Origin of the sequence: Pseudomonas sp. FG1, assembly GCF_034313875.1 — a bacterium.
Classification (GTDB): Bacteria; Pseudomonadota; Gammaproteobacteria; order Pseudomonadales; family Pseudomonadaceae; genus Aquipseudomonas; species Aquipseudomonas veronii.
This window is the reverse complement of record NZ_JAVIWP010000001.1, coordinates 3,448,017-3,466,360: the sequence shown is the minus strand read 5'-3', so window position 1 is coordinate 3,466,360 and position 18,344 is coordinate 3,448,017. Positions and strand designations below refer to the sequence as shown.

Here is an 18,344-nt window from a genome sequence, read left to right as displayed (position 1 = left end):
ATCACGCGCGCTGGATGATCAGTTCGCGGCCAGTGCGGGCCTCGACCTTGGCATAACGCCACAGTTTGTAGGTGCCTTCGCCCACCGGTGTGGTTCGGAACAGGTTGCAGGCCGCGTGTACAGTCTCAATGTCCGGCACATCGGCCAGCAGGTAAGTGGTCCAGGGGTATCCGCTGGATGGCCCGACCATGCTTTGGTCATCGTCCATGTTGCCGAACACCGTCACTCCAGGCAGATCGTGAATGCCGTTCCACATGGCACTGAACGCTCCCCATACTTCCAGTTGCTCCTCGCGCGGCGCATCGAAGAAGTTCTGGTTGATGCCCATGCAGAACAGCACGCGCAGTGGTTTTTTCTCACTCATGATTGGCTCCAGATAAGGGTCAGAGATAGCCCGGCAAGGGCTGCTTGCCGAAGAAGACGGCGCCGGCATTCTGGTAGGTAATGTCGCCCATGAAGGCATGCTGGGTGACCACCTGCGCATCGTTCACGCAGCGTGCCAACGGGCTGCTGTTGTAGACGCCGGTCATGCCCGACAGCATCTGCGCGGTGCGCGCCACCTCGGCGGCGACGCGGGTAGCGTGGGTCGAAGACAGACGTAGCAGGTTGGTTTTCTCGACCGACAGCGAGTCACCCCGCAACACCGTTTGCCAGGCGTCCTCGATGGATTCGAAGAAGAAAGCTCTAGCCGCACGCAGCGCAGCCTCAGCCTTAGCGATCTCAACCTGGGCCAGTGGCCTGTCGGCCACAGCCGGCGCACCGGTTACCGAGATGCGCCCAGCAGCCATATCGCGGAGCTCGTCCAAGGCAGCCCGGGCAACGCCAAGACCGACGACGGAAAGGACCTGGGTGGCGAACGACAGCGAGGGGTAACGGAAGAACGGCTCGTCAAGATTGGCCGCGCCACCGCGTACGAACGTCCACTCCTCTGATACGACCACATCCTCGACCACCAGGTCATGACTACCGGTACCGAGCAAGCCGACGGTGTCCCAAGTCTGCTCGATACGCACCTTGCTTTGTGGCATTACCGCAAGGCGCGGCAAGTCCAGCTTGTCACCGTTTTTTGGTGCGATACCGACGCCCACCAGTGAAGCCCCCATGCAGCCGCTGGAGTACTTCCAGCGGCCGTTGACCTTGAAGCCACCTGGCACGGCCTCGGCTGGTTGCGGCGGGAAAATGCCACCGGCGAAGACTACGTCGGGGCCATTTGCATAGACCTGCCGAATGGTATCCAAAGGCAGCGACGCCAGGTAGACCGGGCTCATACCGAAGCTGGCGACCCAGCCAGCAGAACCGTCTGCCCTGGAAATCTCTTCGACCATGGCACAGAACTCGCCTGGCGAGCACTGGTCACCACCGAAGCGGCGGGGCACCAGAGCACGGTAAACCCCCAGCGTCTTGAAGGCGTCAATCACGTCTTGGGCGATATAGCCAAGGCGGTCGAATTCGCCACTACGGGCGCGTTTTTTGATATCGACCAACAATGCCGAAAAGGCCTGATTGTCGGTAATGGCGGCAGACGGCGTATTGCCGACCAGGGTGAGCGAAGTCATGACAGGATCCACGATCAGAGAAGGTTGGAATCGAGACGCCGCAACAACTCGCCAGCGACCGCCAAAAGCAGTTCGTCAGCGCCTTTGGCGGCGATAAGTTGCAGGCCGACCGGCAAACCGGATTCCCCTTCAAAGGGAATGCTCAGAGCCGGATGACCAGAAAGATTGAAAGGCCTCACGAACGCGGTCATCCCCAGCACCGCACGGGTGTCTGCCGCGTCCTCGAGACGCAATGGGTAGTCAGGCATAGTCGGCAGGACCAAAACCGGAAAACGCTCAAGGGCGGCATCTACCTCGGCGGTAAACGTGGTGCGCACTCGTTCGGCGGCGGCCAGCGCGTCATCGCTGGTCTGCCCGGCTGCCTGCAAGCGACCGGCGACATCCGGGGCGACCAAGCCGGTATCGAGTAGATGCCCGCAGGCATTCCAGGTCTCGCGGTTGATCACCACCATGCCGGCATCATAGGCAGCCTGCATGCTATTGAGCTGTACATTGCCGAGCGTCAGGTTGGTGGCATGAAGCACGGCGTCGATAGCGCGCTGCACCTCACTCGATGCCTGCACCGAGACCACACCGAGACAAATGTCTGCGACTTCCGGTAATGGCTTGAACGAAGGATCAATGATGCGCATCGACTCAATCAGCAGGGACAAGCGGCTCGCGAAGGGGCCGACGCAATCCAGGCTGCTCTGCGCGGGCATCACCCCCCGACGATCAATGCGGCCGAACGTAGGCTTAAAGCCGAACACACCGCAACAGCACGCAGGAATGCGCACAGACCCACCGGTATCGGTGCCCAGGGAAAAATCACAGAGCCCAGCAGCGACGGCCGCCGCCGAGCCACTGGAGGAGCCGCCAGGAATACGTCCGGGATATCGCGGATTCTCGGCAGTACCGGCGTAATGGTTGATGCCGGTAGTGCCATAGGCAAGCTCATGCAGAACGGTCTTGCCGACAACCTGGCAATCACCATCAAACAGGGCATCGACCACGGCGGCGTTCTGCGTGGCTGGACCGACATCCTGTAGCGCCCTACTGGACGCGCGGGTCGGATAGCCAGAAATATCGATGGTGTCCTTCACCATCACCTTCAGGCCAGTACCCCCTACCTTCATTTGCTCGATCACCATTGTCATACCGTCTACCTTCTCGAACGTTGTTGGCGTGGCGAGCACGAGGCCGCCGATTCGCTAAATCTAAAATCGCCATAATTACGTGAATTGTCAATTGAATTGTACTTAATAATATCGATCGGATTTGGTGCGGATTTCCATGAATCGCACCAGTAACGTGCAGTTTGGTAACGCTTTACCAAAGCTTCATCCCATCATCGATAAATAAAAATAAATCAATATAAAACAATAAGTTACACATACAAATCCGAGTCAACAGCAATCAGACAAGTGTTACCAGGTTGATTTTTGAACAGAAAAAAGGCTCAAGAAAACACCTGTCGAAAAAAAATATTCGTCATTTTAAATCTTAAAAAACCACGCTCTTTGCATACATTTTTAGCCATAAAAAGCAGAAAAAAATCACTTAAATCGCTGTTTTTACTGACGATGCGACTGACCAACGACGATTGCCGATCGCCGGCTTTTTTAGTCGAGAGGGGAGATGAGCGAGGTGTGCGCACTGCTGGTGCAGCCCAAGTTCTGGCATGCAATCTGCAAATTCGTCGCTAGCACGCCGACCGCTGTCAGGCGGTGTTGCTTTCGCCGGTGAATATCACCAAGCGCATTACGAGAGGCTATGCGGATACCCCATAGGTACCGCAACTCAGCCCGCTTATTAGCCTTGCACCCTGGAGCACGACATGCTGTTCAAGAAAGCTGTGTCCACCCTGATGTTAAGTGCGCTCTGCGCGTCGATGGCGGCTCAGGCAGATGTGAAAGTCGGTGTCGTCACCTCTTCGACCGGGCCTATCGCACTGGTCGGTATCCCTCAGAAGAACAGCGTGGCGCTCATGCCGAAGAAAGTCGGCGACCAGAACATCACCTACATTTCGCTGGACGACGGTAGCGACCCGACGGCCTCGGTGAAGGCGTTCAAGAAACTGATCGACGAAGAACATGTCGACGCAATCATCGGCCCAAGTGGCTCGCCCAATGCCATGGGGGTGATTCAATTTGCTGCCGAGTCGGGCACGCCAATGCTCGCCCCAACCGGAAGCGCCGCCGTGGTACTACCGATGACGGAGCAAAAAAAATGGGTATTCAAGACCACCCAGAACGATGACCTGATCGCCCAAGCGCTGGTCGAGCACATGGTCAAGACCGGCGTAAAGACACTCGGCCTGATCGGCACCGCCGACCCCTATGGTGAGAACTGGGGCAAAGTCATGACGGCCCTGGCCGAAAAGAACGGGATAAAAATCGTCGCCAACGAGCGCTTCCAGCGTCAGGACACATCCACCACCGGCCAGAGCCTGAAGATCCTCATGGCCAAACCGGACGCCGTACTGGTCGCCGCACCGGGTAGCTCGGCAGTGCTGCCGCAGACCACCCTGTTCGACCAGGGTTACAAGGGCCAGGTCTACCAGACCCATGGCGCGGCTCTCCCGCCGTTCCTGCAACTGGGCGGGCGCAAGGTCGAAGGCACCATCCTTGCAGCCAGCCTGATGCTGGTGATTGACGAAGTACCGGACGATCACCCATCCAAGAGTGTGGCGCGCAAATACATCGATGATTACACCCAGCTAAATGGCAGCGCGCCAGCGACATTCGGCGCCAATGTCTACGATGCCGGTTTGCTGCTGGAGCACGCCATTCCCACCGCGTTGCAAAAAGGCAAACCAGGTACCGCCGAGTTCCGTTCGGCACTGCGCGATGCACTGGAACAGACCCATGAGCTGGCTGCGACCCAGGGCGTGTACAACATGAGTCCTGAAGATCACAGCGGTTTCGACAAACGCGGCCGCGAGCTGATCACCGTCAAGGACGGTAAATGGGTGCTGCTCAAGTAACACAGCAGCCACGCCTTAGCCGGTGCCTGGCACCGACCGTACGTTAGACGCCAGACCACTACCTGCCTTCTTGGCCGGTAGTCGCTGCGCGCAATACGAATCCTGTCATCGAAGGATATTGCCTCCATGAATTTTCAGATAGCCATGCTGCTGGGTCAGGATGGCGTGACCAATGGTGCGATCTACGCACTGTTGGCGCTTTCCATTCTCCTGGTCTTTACCGTGACACGAATTCTTTTGATCCCTCTGGGTGAGTTTGTCACCTTCGGCGCTCTGACCATGGCGGCTCTGCAAGCTGGCCAGCCAACCCGACTGGTCTGGCTGCTGCTCGCCCTGACAGTCATCGACTGCACCTTGGATCTGCTCGGCACATTGCACAAAGGCCACGGCTTTCGCTTACCCAAATACCTGCCGATAAAGCTCGCCTACGCCGTAGCCATGGTGTTGCTGGTACAGAATCTACTACTGGCAAACCTGCCCATGGCGATCCAGGCCCTGCTGACCCTGGCCCTGCTGGTGCCAATGGGCCCACAGATGTATCGCTTGTTCTTCCAGCCAATCGCCGGCGCCCACTCGCTGGTGCTGCTGATCGTCTCGATTGCCGTGCATGTGGCCATGGTCGGGGTCGGCCTGCTGCTGTTCGGCCCCGATGGCGCACGCACTCGACCGTTCTCCGAAACAGGGTTGGAGCTCGGCCCAGTGACACTGAATAGCCAGACACTGTGGGTGATCGTTGTCTCGCTGGGCTTGATCGTCGGCCTGTTCCTGTTCTTTGAACGCAGCCTGTATGGCAAGGCGCTACGCGCCACTGCGGTGAACCGCATGGGGGCACGGCTGATGGGCATATCGCCGAGCCTGGCGGGCAAGACGACCTTTGCTCTGGCCGCCTTTCTCTGCACCCTCTCGGGAATTCTCATCGCCCCAATCACCACCCTGTATTTCGACTCCGGCTTCATCATCAGCCTGAAAGGTTTCGTTGGCGCCATCATCGGCGGCCTGGTCAGCTACCCCATCGCCGCCCTAGGCGCGCTGGCAGTTGGTCTGGTGGAGGCCTTCTCGATGTTCTGGGCCAGTAACTACAAAGAGATCATCGTGTTCACCCTGATCATCCCGTTCCTGCTCTGGCGCTCACTGACTAGCCGTCATGTGGAGGAAGAAGAATGAAACCGCGCCTCCTCGTCACCCTGCTGGTCGTCATCGTCGGCGTCGCGCCGCTGCTACTGCCGTCCTTCCAGATTACCCTGCTCAACTACATAGGCCTGTATACCCTGGTGGTGCTGGGCCTCGTCCTGCTCACGGGGGTCGGTGGCATGACCAGCTTCGGCCAGGCCGCGTTCGTTGGCCTCGGAGCGTATACCAGCGCCTATCTGACCACCGCCGAGCAACTGCCCGTCTGGCTCGCCTGGACCGCCGGTTCACCCTGGCTGTCATTACTGGTGGGCATCGCCCTCACTGTCTGTGTAGCCGTGCTGCTCGGTGCCCTGACCCTGAAGCTGTCCGGACACTATCTGCCGCTGGGCACCATCGCCTGGGGCATTTCGCTCTATTACCTGTTCGGCACCCTGGATGGGCTGGGCGGCCAGAGCGGCATCGCCGATCTGCCGTCGATCTCATTGTTCGGTCTGACGCTGGATAAGGGCGAGAAGATCTATTACCTGATCTGGGCGGTGCTGCTGGTCGCCATCCTGATCACCCGTAACCTGCTCAACTCCCGCGAAGGCCGAGCCATCCGCGCGCTCAAGGGCGGCCAGGTGATGGCCGAGTCGATGGGCGTGAATACCTTTCGCTCCAAGCTGGTGGTGTTCCTCATCTCCGCGCTGTTCGCCACCGTCTCGGGCTGGCTCTACGCACATACCCAGCGTTTCGTGAACCCGACGCCGTTTGGACTGAACATGGGCATCGACTACCTGTTCATGGCACTGATCGGCGGTGTGGCCAGCGTTTGGGGCGCCCTGCTCGGTGCCGGTATCCTGACCATGCTCAAGCAGTGGCTGCAGGACTGGCTACCGACGCTGATGGGCAGCCAGGGCAACTACGAAACGATCGTTTTCGGCCTGCTTATCGTGTTGCTCATGCAGCGTGCTCCGGGCGGCCTGTGGCCACTGCTGGTGCGCCTGGTTCCAGCCCGTTGGCGCCACGACCACAACGCGCCCAGAGCAGATGACCTGCCGAGCGGCCTGCCGCGCCGGGACCTGCCAGATAGCGGCCAACTTATCCTCGAAGCACGTAACGTGACCAAACGCTTCGGTGGCCTGGTTGCCAACAACCAGATGAACCTATCGATCCGCGCCGGAGAAATCCTCGCGCTGATCGGCCCCAACGGCGCGGGCAAGAGCACCATGTTCAACCAGCTCTCCGGGGTAGACACCCCCACCGAGGGTGAGGTGTTGTTCCTTGGCGAGAAGATCAACGGCATTCCCTCGCGACGTATCGCCCACATGGGCATGAGCCGCACCTTCCAGCACGTGAAGCTGCTATCAACCATGAGTGTGCTGGAGAACGTAGCCATCGGCGCCCACCTGCGTGGCGACAAGGGCATCGTATCGTCGCTGCTGCACATGGAGCGCGCCGAAGAAGCCGACTTGCTGCGTGAGGCCCGGCGCCAACTGGAGCGGGTTGGCCTCGGCGACTACCTCTATGAAGAAGCTGGCAGCCTCGCCCTTGGCCAGCAACGCATCCTGGAAATCGCTCGCGCGCTGTGTGCTGACCCATGCCTGCTGCTCCTCGACGAGCCCGCCGCCGGCCTGCGTCACAAAGAGAAGGAAGCCCTCGGCAACCTGCTGCGCAAGCTGCGTGACGAAGGCATGGCAATACTGCTGGTGGAACATGACATGGACTTTGTCATGGGCCTGGTGGACCGCATCACGGTCATGGAATTCGGCCAGAAAATTGCCGAAGGCCTGCCAGATGACGTGCAAAAAAACCCGGCGGTGCTCGAAGCCTATCTCGGCGGAGCGGAGTGAAGACCATGAGCAATCAACCTCGTAACATCCTGCTCGAAATAAAAAACCTGAGCGTGGCCTATGGCAAGGTCGAGGCGCTAAGCAATGCCAGCCTGACCGTCGGCGAAGGCCAGATCGTCACCGTGATCGGTCCCAACGGCGCCGGCAAGACCACCCTGCTCTCGGCGATCATGGGCGTGCTTGGCTCCAAGGGCCAAGTCAACTTCGACGGAACCCTGGAAGCCGTACCGGAAGTCGAGGTGCTGGTCGGGCGCGGTTTGGGCCTGGTGCCGGAAAAGCGCGAACTGTTCGGCAGCATGAGCGTCGAGGACAACCTGCGCCTCGGCGGCTTTATGCGCTACCGCAAAGGCGATAAGTACCTCGACGGCACCCTTCAGGAAGTCTACAGCCTGTTCCCGCGCCTGTTTGAACGCCGCAAGCAAGAGTCGTCGACCCTTTCCGGCGGCGAGCGACAGATGCTCGCCGTAGGCCGTGCGCTGATGGCCAAGCCCAAGCTGCTGATGCTCGACGAGCCGAGCCTGGGCCTGGCGCCGCTGATCACTCGAGAGATCTTCCGCATCATCGCCGACCTGCGGCGCCAGGGTGTGTCGATCTTGCTGGTGGAGCAGAACGCCCGCGCGGCGTTGCGTGTTGCCGACTACGCCTACGTGCTGGAAACCGGGCAGATCGTCATGCAGGGCCCGGCCGCCGAACTGGCCGATGACCCGCGGGTGATTGAGGCCTACCTAGGCCTGGCCAGCAAGCACCAGGAAATGCTCGCGACTTGATCCACCATGCGCCCGTCTCGCGGGCGCAACCTATTTGCAAGGAGAAAGCCCCATGGCTCGCTCGATCCCTTCACGCCTGTGCATTGTTGGCGCCGGTGCCATTGGCTGCACCCTGGCGGCGCGCCTGGCGGCCACAGGTCAACCAGTGAATATGTTCGCCCGTGGCAACACACTCACCGCGCTAAACGAAAACGGCGTACGCCTGACCGACCTGGATGGCGAACATAACGCCCCGGTAAACGCCAGCGACGACTGTGTCCTGCTCGGCGAGCAGGACGTGGTTTTCCTGTGCGTCAAGGCACAATCCTTACCCACGCTGGTCCCCCATCTGGCACCGTTGATCGGCCCACATACAACCGTGGTTCCGGTCGTGAACGGCGTGCCATGGTGGTACTTCCACGGCGAGTCCGGAAATATGGCTGGTCAACCTATACAGGCGGTTGATCCAGACGGAACCCTGCTGGCATCTCTCGATCCGGCACATATCCTCGGGTGCGTAGTATTCATAACTGCAGAAACGATAAGCCCAGGACAGGCACGCTCACACAATCCGCACCTGATGATTCTTGGCGAGCCAAATAACCGCAAGAGCCAACGACTCGAAACGATCCGTCAACTGATCGAAGACGCGGGTATAGAAGCCAGAGCAAGTGATCGTATCCGAGACTCGCTGTGGACCAAAATCCTCGCCAATCTGACCTCCAACCCCCTGTCGGTAATCACCGGGGCAACACTCGAAGAGCTCTATAGCCAGCCCGAGTTAACCCCTCTGGTGGGGAAAATACTTCATGAAGGGCTACTCACTGCCGCAGCTTATGGCGCACGCATTGATTTCGACCCACCAACATTCATGAAACTTGGTGCAGGCATGGGCGCAGTCAAAACTTCGATGCTGCAGGACTATCAGCATGGGCGCGCTCTGGAACTCGCCGCTATCGGTGACGCGGTAGTCGAACTTGCAGAGCACCACGGCCTCGGCGTACCCACCACTCGCGACATTCTTTCGCTAGCGCGCTTTTTAACTCGGCACCCTTCACGCAGCAGCACTGACATCGTTTCGGTCATCGCGCCCACATCTACCCCATCACAGGAAAGGAAAAAACCATGACCTCCCTGCTTACCCAAAAAATCGATTCACCCTGCGCCTGGCGTGGCGAAGATTTGGTGAAAGACCCTGAGCAAGCCTGGATATATCACCTATCCCCTGACACGCTCGCTGTGCTTGATCGCGCCATGGTGCAGGTTAGAGATCGTGGCCTAAAGGCTCCGAACTTCATACGTGAGGATTTCTTGATACCAGAGCTGGATAAGGAGATCCAAAACCTTGCGAACGAATTGGAGAATGGCCGCGGTTTTCTTCTCCTTCGTGGCCTGCCAGCCGAGCTCTATAGCGAAGAGGAAATGGCAATCATCTATTACGGCCTGGGCCTGCACATGGGGACTCCTGTGACTCAGAATCCACGCGCCGACCTGCTGGGCGTGGTGACCGCCATAGGCAACTCCAAAGAGAAAACTACTCGTGTCTACGAAACTAACGCCTACTTGCCCTACCACACAGATCTGTCCGATGTAGTTGGACTCCTGTCCATACGCAAGGCCAAGCAAGGCGGACTCAGCAGCCTGGTCAGCGCTGCGACCGTCTACAACGAGATCCTGGAGAGGAACCCCCACTATCTGGCGTTGCTCTATCGCCCACTATATTTCGCACACTTGGGTAATGACCTACCGGTCCCCTCTCCGATTTTCAGCTACCACGAGGATAAGCTCAGCTGTCGTTACCTTCGTGCCTATATCGAACTCGGCCACGAACAGAGCAACGTCAAGCTCTGCCAGGTAGAAGTCCAGGCGTTGGATTTGATCGACGCCATCATTCATGACCCAGCGATCCGTCTGGACATGATGCTGGAACCCGGCGACATGCAGTTCGCCAACAATTACGCCGTGATGCATTCGCGTAGCAACTTTGAGGATCACGACGATCCAGACCTCAAACGCCGCCTACTGCGCCTGTGGCTGAAGATGCCCAATGCACGCGTACTCGCACCGGAGTTTCCCGGCCGAAACGGGTTCCATGACAACCTGCGCCTGGCTCCTTGCGCCTGACATAACGCCATCGTGCCTGACAGGTGCGTCCTACCGCCCTAGAGAAACCACCATGACCGCAATGATCCAAACCCTCAAGCCCGAAACCTGTAGCGACGAAGAATGGGCGCTGCGCATCAAGCTCGCCCACTGCTACCACCTGGTCGATTACTTCGGCTGGACCGAGACCATCTTCAATCACATTTCCGCACGCCTGTCTGGCCCGGCCCACCATTACCTGGTCAACCCGTTCGGCCTGAACTACAGCGAAGTCACTCCAGCCAACCTGCTCAAGGTCGACCTGCACGGTAATAAGCTCGACGAGTCACCCTACGACGGCAACCCCGCAGGCTTCGCTCTGCACAGTGCCGTGCATGGCGCGCGCGACGATATCCAGTGCCTCCTACACACCCACACCACGCCGATCTCCGCCGTGGTGCAGAAAAAGCGCGGCTTCACCCATGACGACTTCTACGGCGCGCAACTTTACGGCCGCATCGGTTACCACACCTTTGAAGGCATCACGCTGTTTGAAGACGAGAAGACCCGGATGATCGAAAGCCTGGGCGACAAGCACATCCTGGTGCTGCGCAACCACGGTATCGCAGTGGGCGAAAGCAGCATCGAGAAAGCCTTCTTCCTGCTCTGGACGGTGCAACGCGCGGCCGAGAACCAGTGTGCCGCCGGCGCCCTGGGCGGCGAAGACAACCCGCTCGAAGCCGGTATTGCCGAGAGGTGCGCGGACCTCACCGCCATGCTGATCCGCGAGAGTGGCTTCGCCACCAAGTTCTACGACGCCATGGTGCGCAAGATGCGCGCCGAGCGCGTGCTGCCCTGGTAACCGCGAGGAGTCGTGCAATGAATGCTGCCATCCACCCCAACCTCCCGCACTTCGACGAACCGCCGATATCGCGCCTCGATCCAAAAGGCGTGCTGCTCAGTTGCAATGCGGCCTACCTGCGAATGTGCGGCCTGCGCGAAGACGAACTGATCGGCAAACCCCACGAGCAGATCAATGACCCGCGCATGCCCGCAGTGGTCATCGACAGCATGTGGCGTGCGCTGCGTGCCGGCGTACCTTGGACTGGCCCCGTGATGGGGCGTCACAGGCAGGGCGGGCATTACTGGCACACGCTCTATGTCGTGCCGCTGTTCGATGGCGGAGAACTCTCGGCGCTCGGCACCGTCTACCAGCCGATCAGCCGTGAAGAAATACTCGCAGCCAGTACGCTCTATGCCCGCCTCGACCGTGGTCAATCGCCGTGGGCGCCAGGCCAGCGTTCCACTGCGTTGCTCGCCAGTCATGGCCTTCAACTGAGTCTTGGCCTGCTCGCTCTGGGCGCAATCATCACCGCGCAACTGCCCTTGGCCACAGGTTTGCTGGCCCTCTTCGCGCTACTGCTGGCCGGGCTGCAACCAGCCCTGCGCCAGCGCCGACTGACCCGCAAAATCCTTGGCCAGTACCGGGAAATATACAGCGAGCCGCTACTGGCGCCGCTGCATAGCGGCCACGCCGACAGCAGCGCCCTGCTAGCGATGGCCCTGAACAGCCAGCGCGCGCGGATGACTACGGTGATGTCACGCATCAGCATCAACAGCGAGGTTCTGCGCCAGCAGGCACATACTTCAGCCGAAGTGGTGGAGAACACCGCCGAACAACTGAACAGGCAGGTACGCGAGACCGAACAGACCGCCGCGGCCATCAACCAGATGAGCGCCACCATCCAGGAGCTTTCACGCAACCTGCAGAGCACCGCCCAGGCCGCGCAGAACGCCAACCAGTTGGCCTACGACGGTGAACGCCTGTCGGACGACAGCCAGAACTCCACTCAGACCATGCGCTCTTCGGTGGAAGAGATCGGCAGCGCCGTCGGCAACCTGGCCGATGCTATCGAGTCGATCGGCGGCATCGCCAGCGTGATCCAGAGCATCGCCGAACAAACCAATCTGCTGGCCCTCAATGCCGCTATCGAAGCCGCCCGCGCTGGCGAATCCGGCCGGGGCTTCGCCGTGGTTGCCGACGAAGTACGCAGCCTCGCCTCACGCACACGTGACTCGACTCATGAAATCCAGCGCTCTATCGAAAGCCTGCGTAGCGGAAGCGGCAACGCGCTGACCACCGCGAAACGTGGCGAGCAGGCCGCGCTGCGCGCCAGTGCCGATGTGCAGCAAACCCGCCAGGCACTGGTGCGTATCTGCGAGGAAGTCGGCCAGATCAGCAGCATGAACCAGCAGATGGCAGCTGCCATTGAGCAGCAGGGCCAGGTCGCCGAGCAGATCAACCAGCAGATCACCGAGATTGCCGGCCTCACAGAGCGCACCAGTCAGCAGGCAGGACGTACCACCGAGATCAGCCAGACCCTGCACCAATTGGCCGAATCGCAACTGAGTCTTGCGCAGCGTTTCATCAAGGGCTGAGATTCGTACAACCGGATGATCGGTAAAACCTGGCAAGCACGTACAACAACCTGGCCACCAGGATCAATTTCCTGTCGCTGGTAAAGGCTTGAATAGAGCCTCATAAAAATCCCTTCGGGACATTAGCGAGGCCCCCCCATGTCCACTCAGGAATACGATTACATCGTGATAGGCGCCGGCTCGGCAGGCTGCGTGGTTGCAGCCCGGCTGATCCAGCAGAATGCCGGCAGCGTGCTACTGCTTGAGGCCGGAGGCAAGGACAGCAGCCCCTTCCATACGATGCCCGCCACCGTGGTACAGGTTTTCCAGCAGAAGTCCTGGCCGTACATGACCGTGCCGCAGAAACACTGCAACGACCGCGAAATGATCATTGCCCAGGGCAAGGTGCTCGGCGGCGGTAGCTCGGTCAACGGGATGATCTACATCCGTGGCCAACACGAGGATTACGACGACTGGGTAAAAGACTGGAACTGCCCGGGCTGGGGTTATCGCGATGTGCTGCCCTACTTCAAGAAAGCCGAAGCCAACGAGAGCCTCAGCGGTGAATTCCACGGACAGCAAGGCCCATTGCCGGTCAGCGAGAACCGCTATCGCCACCCAATGACCATGGCCTTCGTGCGCGCAGGCCAAGAGATGGGCCTGCCCTACGTCAACGATTTCAATGGTGCATCCCAGGAAGGTGTCGGCTTCTACCAGACCACCACGCACAATGGTGCCCGTGCCAGCACCGCGCGTACCTATCTGAAATCGGTACGCGACAACAGCAAGCTGACCGTGATCACTGACGCCCTGGCGCACAAGGTGATCGTCGAGAACGCCCGCGCTACCGGAGTGAAGTTCAGCGAGAAGGATGGAGCGCCGATAATCGCCCACGCCCGCAAGGAAGTAATTCTCAGCGCCGGCGCCTTCGGCAGTCCGAAGATTCTCATGCTCTCCGGCATCGGGCCGAAGGAACACCTCGCGGGTCTCGGCATCGAAACCTTGGTCAACCTACCGGTTGGCAAGAACTTTCATGACCACCTTCACCTGTCGCTCAACGCCACCACCCACAAACAGAACAGCATCCTCGGCGAAGACAAGGGCCTGCGCGGCATCAAGCACATGATCCAGTGGCTGGCGTTCCGTAGCGGCCTGCTGACCAGCAATATCCTCGAAGGCGGCGGTTTCGTCGACAGCCAGGGCGTCGGTCGGCCAGACATCCAGTTCATGTTCCTGCCGGTAATGGACAACTTCGACAACACTCCCGGCGAAGCCCCTCCCGCCGCCGAGCATGGCCTCACGGTCAAGGTTGGTCACCTGCGCCCCAAGGCTCGTGGCGAAGTGCGCCTGCGCAGCACTGACCCGGCCGACATGCTGCTCATCGACCCCAACTATCTGGGTGACAAAGACGACCTGCAAGGGCAGATACGTGCCGTGCAAGCCGGCCTCAAGCTGATGCAACAACCCGCATTGAAAAGCCTGATCAAGAAGATCGTCGCGCCCGAGAATATCGACTGGCAGGACACTGCCGGCATCGAGACCTTCATACGCCAGGCAATCAAGACCGTCTACCACCCTGGCGGTACCTGTTGCCTGGGCATTGATCCGGGCAGCTCGGTGGTCGACCTGCAGATGCGCGTACATGGCGTGCCGAACCTGCGAGTGATCGACCTCTCCGTATGCCCGCAGATAGCCAGCGGCAACACCAACGCGCCGGCGATCATGCTTGGCGAACGCGGTGCCGATTTCATTCTCGGCAAGGCACCGCTGACGCTGAGCGCACCACATGAGCAAACGCTGAATCTCGATGCGGTGATTGGCACACCTCAGTCACTCGCCGGCTCCAACCGCTCCTAATCGACCTTTCCCGACCTGGCGCGCATATCGCGCCAGAGCTTTCCTACGCCCTGAAACCGGATCGAGGATCACACCATGCACTTCTTCCCGCAGCGTCATCTGATCAGCGCTATTGCACTTTCCGCACTTGTCCTTGCCCAGAATGCCCACGCCACCGAGGGTGGTGGCGGCGCCTACGCCAATGGCAGCGAAGGTTTCATGACCGGCGCCCTGCCTCCGCCTGGCAACTACCTGATCAGCTACAACACCTATTACACCGCCAACAAGTTTGCCAATACGAACCCGGCGTTCGACCACTTCAAGGTCAGTACCGCCGCTACCATTCTGCGCGCCATCCATGTCACTGATAAGAAGATCCTCGGTGGTAACTGGGCGATGCACGCCTTCCTGGTTGCAGCCGATGTGGACGTCAATATGGGGGCGGGCGGCCGCCAGGATCGCGCCGGCATGGGCGACCTCATCGTCAGTCCGCTGGCGGTCGGCTGGCACGCCGGAAACTGGCACTGGATTGCAGCCGTCGACCTGTACCTACCCACCGGCCGCTACGACAAGAAAGAACTGGCCAACATCGGGCGTAACTACGCCACCGTCGAGCCGCTGTTCGCCTTCACCTACCGCAACCCGCAGGGTTATGAGTTCTCGATGAAGACCATGTTTGACCACAACTACGAGAACAACGACACCCAATACCGCTCAGGCAATGAACTCCACGCCGACTTCGTCGCTGCCAAGCACTTCGGCAACTGGGGTGTGGGTATCGGTGGCTACACCTACAAACAGCTCACCGGCGACAGCGGTGACGGTGCGGTATTCGGAGACTTCAAAGGCCGCGCCACTGCACTGGGCCCGCAACTCTCCTACACAACTGCCTCGGGCTTGAACATCCAGGGCCGCTACCAACATGAGTTCGACGTATTGAACCGTCCGGAAGGCGATAAGTTCTGGCTGAACATTGCCATCCCTCTTTGATTTTATCTGCCAGGAGTCCCCCATGAGCGACATTCAATTGCTTCCCCAAGTGCAGGCGTTCCTACAACGCCAGCACGCCCATTTCGTCGATGGTGCTTACCGCGCTAGCGCCTCCGACAAGCGTATCTCGATCATCAATCCGGCCAATGGCGAAGCCATCGCCCAGGTAACCGCCGCTGATGCAGCTGACATCGAAGCGGCCGTCAGTGCAGCACACTGCGCCTTTAAAGGCAGTTGGGCCAAGACCTTGCCCTATCAGCGTGGCGTAATACTCAATCGACTGGCCGATCTGCTCGAAGCCAACAGCGAAGAACTGGCCCAGTTGGAAACCCTCTGCTCAGGCAAATCTATCCACCTATCCCGGATGTTTGAAGTCGGCCAAAGCGCGGTGTTCCTACGCTACTACGCCGGCTGGGCGACCAAGATCAACGGCGAAACGATGTCCCCCTCCTTCCCGTCGATGGCCGGCGAACAGTACACCGCCTTCACCCGTCGTGAGCCAGTGGGCGTGGTGGCCGGTATCGTGCCGTGGAATTTCTCGGTAATGATCGGCGTATGGAAAATCGCTGCCGCTCTGGTCACCGGCTGTACGCTGGTGCTCAAACCCAGTGAATTCACCCCACTGACTTTGCTGCGCCTGGCCGAACTGGCAATGGACGCGGGTGTGCCAGCGGGAGTGTTGAACATCGTCAACGGCACCGGCGAAGTCGGTGCACAACTGGTCAACCACCCGCAGGTAGCCAAGGTTTCGTTCACCGGTTCGGTGCCGACCGGACTCAAGGTCGGCCAGGCCGCAATGGCCGCCAACCTCACCCGAGTGACTCTGGAACTGGGCGGCAAAAATGCTGCGGCGCTGCTGCCTGACGTCGACCTCGATGCTGCCATCGGTGGGCTGATCCAAACCGGTTATGTGCATCAGGGTCAGGTGTGTGCGGCACCAGAACGGCTCTACGTACCGCGTTCACGCCTGGATGAGACCCTGGAGAAATTCAGTGCGGCACTAAAAGGCATGAGCATTGGCTCGCCTCTTGATGAGAGTGTCCAGTTCGGGCCCCTGGCCAATAAGCCGCAGTTCGACAAGATGGTGCAATTCTTCGAGCTGGCACGCCAGGAAAGCCGCATCGTCTGCGGTGGTAATGCGATTGCCCGTCCCGGCTACTTCGTTGAGCCGACCCTGGTACTCGCGGGTAACGCCAAGGATCGCATCCTGCACGAAGAAACGTTCGGCCCGTTAATGTGCGTGCTGCCTTATGACGACGTCGAAGAACTTCCCGGCCTGATGAACGACTCGCCGTTCGGCCTCACCGCAAGCATCTGGACCAACGACCTGTCCAGGGCACTGCGCCTGATCCCCCAGATTGAGGCCGGCACGGTATACATCAACATGCACACCTTCCTCGACCCTTCGGCGGCATTAAAGCCTCGGGCACGGGCCGCGAATTCGGCAGCGCGTTCATTGACGATTACACCGAACTCAAGTCAGTGATGATCCGCTACTGAATCGCCTCTCGGGCCGGTTTACCGGCCCTGCCCTCCCTGTTCGAAAACTCACAATACTCAACTCGTTTCTGGCACGAGGAATGCTTGAATTTTCCCGTAATTAGTCATATGTGCAAAATCGATCCAATTGCGCACCAAAACTATTAGAAATCCCTTCGAGGTGCCTTGTGAGTGTGCAAAACCTCCACGATTTCGACCACTGGAATCAGGCAGTACATGCCGTGTGTGGCCGTTTTGTCACGCAACGCTGCACTCATGCGGACAATTTCATTGGCAGTATCCAGCACCATCAATTGGGTGATCTGAATCTGGCGGATATCCAGGTTAACGCCTTGTCGATCCGCCGCGAACGCGGCAGCGCAAGCCGTGGTGATGATCGCTTCTATTTTTTAGTCCTGCAGCGTGAAGGCAGCATGGCGATCAACCGTAGTGCGCAAACATTCACCTTGCACCCTGGCGACATGGCCCTGCTGGACTCAGCCGAGTCCTTTGAAATGCAACCGAATGGGTTGATCGCGCAACTGTCGATCCACCTCTGCCGTGACGCCGTGGATCGGCTCCTGCCGACACACGCCTGGCGCTTCGGCAAAATCGAACAGAGCGGCCTGAGCGGACGTCTGCTCCACGGCATGTTGCAGCAGATCAGTGACGGGGAAATGAATCTGGGCGCCGGCCAATCTCATGGCGCGGCATTGCAGGACGCCCTGATCAACTTGCTGCAGCCCTCTTTACATCCCGATGATGTACCGAACACCGGCCGCCCCCTACGACGACTCGCTGAGCGAATGATCAACAAAACGCTGCTGGCGCCCCCGACACCAGCCGAACTGGCCGCGATGCTGAACATCTCGGTACGCCAGCTCTACCGCCAGTTTGAACTCGATGGTGACAGCATCGGACGCTACATCCAGCGCCAACGCCTGCACTGCGCCGCCCGAGATTTGGCACAGACCGGTGACAATGCCCTACCCATCACCACCATCGCCTACAAGTGGGGCTTTACCGACTCCGCGCACTTTTCCCGGGTATTCAAGCGCCACTACAGCATGCCGCCCAAGGATTACCGCGCAAACGTCCAAGGCGCAACCAGCGCGCACAATAACCAAGGACACCCTTGAATATTGCCATCATCGCCACCGGGGCCATGGGCTGTTTGTTCGCTTTACCTCCGGTAATTAGCGGCGTGCGGGGCAGCCTGCATCCCGGTGAACACCAACATCCGCTCAGGCTTCCTTTTTAGCGTGGAAGAAATGAAGTACTGCTTGATGGGACGCGCAGATGCCTTCCC

The 18,344-nt window shown here is 59.5% G+C and carries 14 protein-coding genes and 1 pseudogene; 12 read left to right on the top strand and 3 right to left on the bottom strand.

The features are described 5' to 3' along the window. Position 1 precedes the first annotated feature (1 nt). The 3 genes from RGV59_RS16140 to RGV59_RS16130 are packed head-to-tail and all read right to left on the bottom strand — an operon-like array spanning position 2 to position 2,692. Positions 2-364 (bottom strand): hypothetical protein, encoded by a 363-nt coding sequence (locus RGV59_RS16140; RefSeq protein ID WP_017846866.1) that lies wholly within the window; start codon positions 362-364, stop codon positions 2-4. A gap of 19 nt (positions 365-383) precedes the next feature. Then, on the bottom strand, positions 384-1,556 hold the full coding sequence (iacA, locus tag RGV59_RS16135; protein ID WP_017846865.1) for an indole-3-acetate monooxygenase: 1,173 nt from the start codon (positions 1,554-1,556) through the stop codon (positions 384-386). Positions 1,557-1,570: 14 nt separating this feature from the next. Beyond that, complete coding sequence (locus RGV59_RS16130; RefSeq protein WP_026140004.1) at positions 1,571-2,692, bottom strand: amidase; 1,122 nt, start codon at positions 2,690-2,692, stop codon at positions 1,571-1,573. Positions 2,693-3,372: 680 nt separating this feature from the next. Between RGV59_RS16130 and RGV59_RS16125 the strand changes: the two genes are divergently transcribed. From RGV59_RS16125 to feaR, 12 genes and pseudogenes are all read left to right on the top strand, one after another. Then, positions 3,373-4,521, top strand: coding sequence for an ABC transporter substrate-binding protein (locus tag RGV59_RS16125; RefSeq protein ID WP_017846862.1), 1,149 nt, complete (start codon positions 3,373-3,375; stop codon positions 4,519-4,521). Positions 4,522-4,647: 126 nt separating this feature from the next. Beyond that, positions 4,648-5,685 (top strand): branched-chain amino acid ABC transporter permease, encoded by a 1,038-nt coding sequence (locus tag RGV59_RS16120; RefSeq protein ID WP_017846861.1) that lies wholly within the window; start codon positions 4,648-4,650, stop codon positions 5,683-5,685. After that, positions 5,682-7,484, top strand: a complete 1,803-nt coding sequence (locus RGV59_RS16115) for an ABC transporter permease subunit (RefSeq protein WP_126586951.1) — start codon at positions 5,682-5,684, stop codon at positions 7,482-7,484. The genes RGV59_RS16120 and RGV59_RS16115 overlap by 4 nt, the downstream gene beginning before the upstream one ends. 5 nt (positions 7,485-7,489) lie before the next feature. Further along, the gene (locus RGV59_RS16110) at positions 7,490-8,251 is read left to right on the top strand and encodes an ABC transporter ATP-binding protein (RefSeq protein WP_017846859.1); all 762 of its coding nucleotides are present in this window, start codon (positions 7,490-7,492) and stop codon (positions 8,249-8,251) included. Between the two features lie 52 nt (positions 8,252-8,303). After that, complete coding sequence (locus tag RGV59_RS16105) at positions 8,304-9,359, top strand: ketopantoate reductase family protein (RefSeq protein ID WP_017846858.1); 1,056 nt, start codon at positions 8,304-8,306, stop codon at positions 9,357-9,359. Further along, the gene (locus RGV59_RS16100) at positions 9,356-10,354 is read left to right on the top strand and encodes a TauD/TfdA family dioxygenase (RefSeq protein ID WP_017846857.1); all 999 of its coding nucleotides are present in this window, start codon (positions 9,356-9,358) and stop codon (positions 10,352-10,354) included. The genes RGV59_RS16105 and RGV59_RS16100 overlap by 4 nt, the downstream gene beginning before the upstream one ends. A gap of 52 nt (positions 10,355-10,406) precedes the next feature. Beyond that, a complete protein-coding gene (locus RGV59_RS16095; RefSeq protein ID WP_017846856.1) occupies positions 10,407-11,174 on the top strand; it encodes a class II aldolase/adducin family protein in 768 nt (255 codons plus the stop codon). A 17-nt stretch (positions 11,175-11,191) separates the two neighbouring features. Then, positions 11,192-12,751 (top strand): methyl-accepting chemotaxis protein, encoded by a 1,560-nt coding sequence (locus RGV59_RS16090; RefSeq protein WP_079443216.1) that lies wholly within the window; start codon positions 11,192-11,194, stop codon positions 12,749-12,751. A 138-nt stretch (positions 12,752-12,889) separates the two neighbouring features. Further along, positions 12,890-14,587 carry a GMC family oxidoreductase gene (locus RGV59_RS16085; protein WP_017846854.1) on the top strand — a complete coding sequence of 566 codons (1,698 nt, stop codon included), beginning with the start codon at positions 12,890-12,892 and terminating at the stop codon, positions 14,585-14,587. 75 nt (positions 14,588-14,662) lie between these two features. Continuing rightward, positions 14,663-15,556 carry a SphA family protein gene (locus RGV59_RS16080; RefSeq protein ID WP_126586953.1) on the top strand — a complete coding sequence of 298 codons (894 nt, stop codon included), beginning with the start codon at positions 14,663-14,665 and terminating at the stop codon, positions 15,554-15,556. A gap of 22 nt (positions 15,557-15,578) precedes the next feature. Next, positions 15,579-17,056, top strand: a pseudogene (locus RGV59_RS16075) (aldehyde dehydrogenase family protein). Between the two features lie 167 nt (positions 17,057-17,223). Continuing rightward, positions 17,224-18,174, top strand: a complete 951-nt coding sequence (gene feaR, locus RGV59_RS16070; RefSeq protein ID WP_032804421.1) for a transcriptional regulator FeaR — start codon at positions 17,224-17,226, stop codon at positions 18,172-18,174. The last annotated feature ends 170 nt before the right edge of the window (positions 18,175-18,344 follow it).

Bases quoted from the DNA above. Each gene is read 5' to 3' on its own strand.
- RGV59_RS16140 (WP_017846866.1), bottom strand. From the start codon at position 364: ATGAGTGAGAAAAAACCACTGCGCGTGCTGTTCTGCATGGGCATCAAC.
- iacA (WP_017846865.1), bottom strand. From the start codon at position 1,556: ATGACTTCGCTCACCCTGGTCGGCAATACGCCGTCTGCCGCCATTACC.
- RGV59_RS16130 (WP_026140004.1), bottom strand. From the start codon at position 2,692: ATGACAATGGTGATCGAGCAAATGAAGGTAGGGGGTACTGGCCTGAAG.
- RGV59_RS16125 (WP_017846862.1), top strand. From the start codon at position 3,373: ATGCTGTTCAAGAAAGCTGTGTCCACCCTGATGTTAAGTGCGCTCTGC.
- RGV59_RS16120 (WP_017846861.1), top strand. From the start codon at position 4,648: ATGAATTTTCAGATAGCCATGCTGCTGGGTCAGGATGGCGTGACCAAT.
- RGV59_RS16115 (WP_126586951.1), top strand. From the start codon at position 5,682: ATGAAACCGCGCCTCCTCGTCACCCTGCTGGTCGTCATCGTCGGCGTC.
- RGV59_RS16110 (WP_017846859.1), top strand. From the start codon at position 7,490: ATGAGCAATCAACCTCGTAACATCCTGCTCGAAATAAAAAACCTGAGC.
- RGV59_RS16105 (WP_017846858.1), top strand. From the start codon at position 8,304: ATGGCTCGCTCGATCCCTTCACGCCTGTGCATTGTTGGCGCCGGTGCC.
- RGV59_RS16100 (WP_017846857.1), top strand. From the start codon at position 9,356: ATGACCTCCCTGCTTACCCAAAAAATCGATTCACCCTGCGCCTGGCGT.
- RGV59_RS16095 (WP_017846856.1), top strand. From the start codon at position 10,407: ATGACCGCAATGATCCAAACCCTCAAGCCCGAAACCTGTAGCGACGAA.
- RGV59_RS16090 (WP_079443216.1), top strand. From the start codon at position 11,192: ATGAATGCTGCCATCCACCCCAACCTCCCGCACTTCGACGAACCGCCG.
- RGV59_RS16085 (WP_017846854.1), top strand. From the start codon at position 12,890: ATGTCCACTCAGGAATACGATTACATCGTGATAGGCGCCGGCTCGGCA.
- RGV59_RS16080 (WP_126586953.1), top strand. From the start codon at position 14,663: ATGCACTTCTTCCCGCAGCGTCATCTGATCAGCGCTATTGCACTTTCC.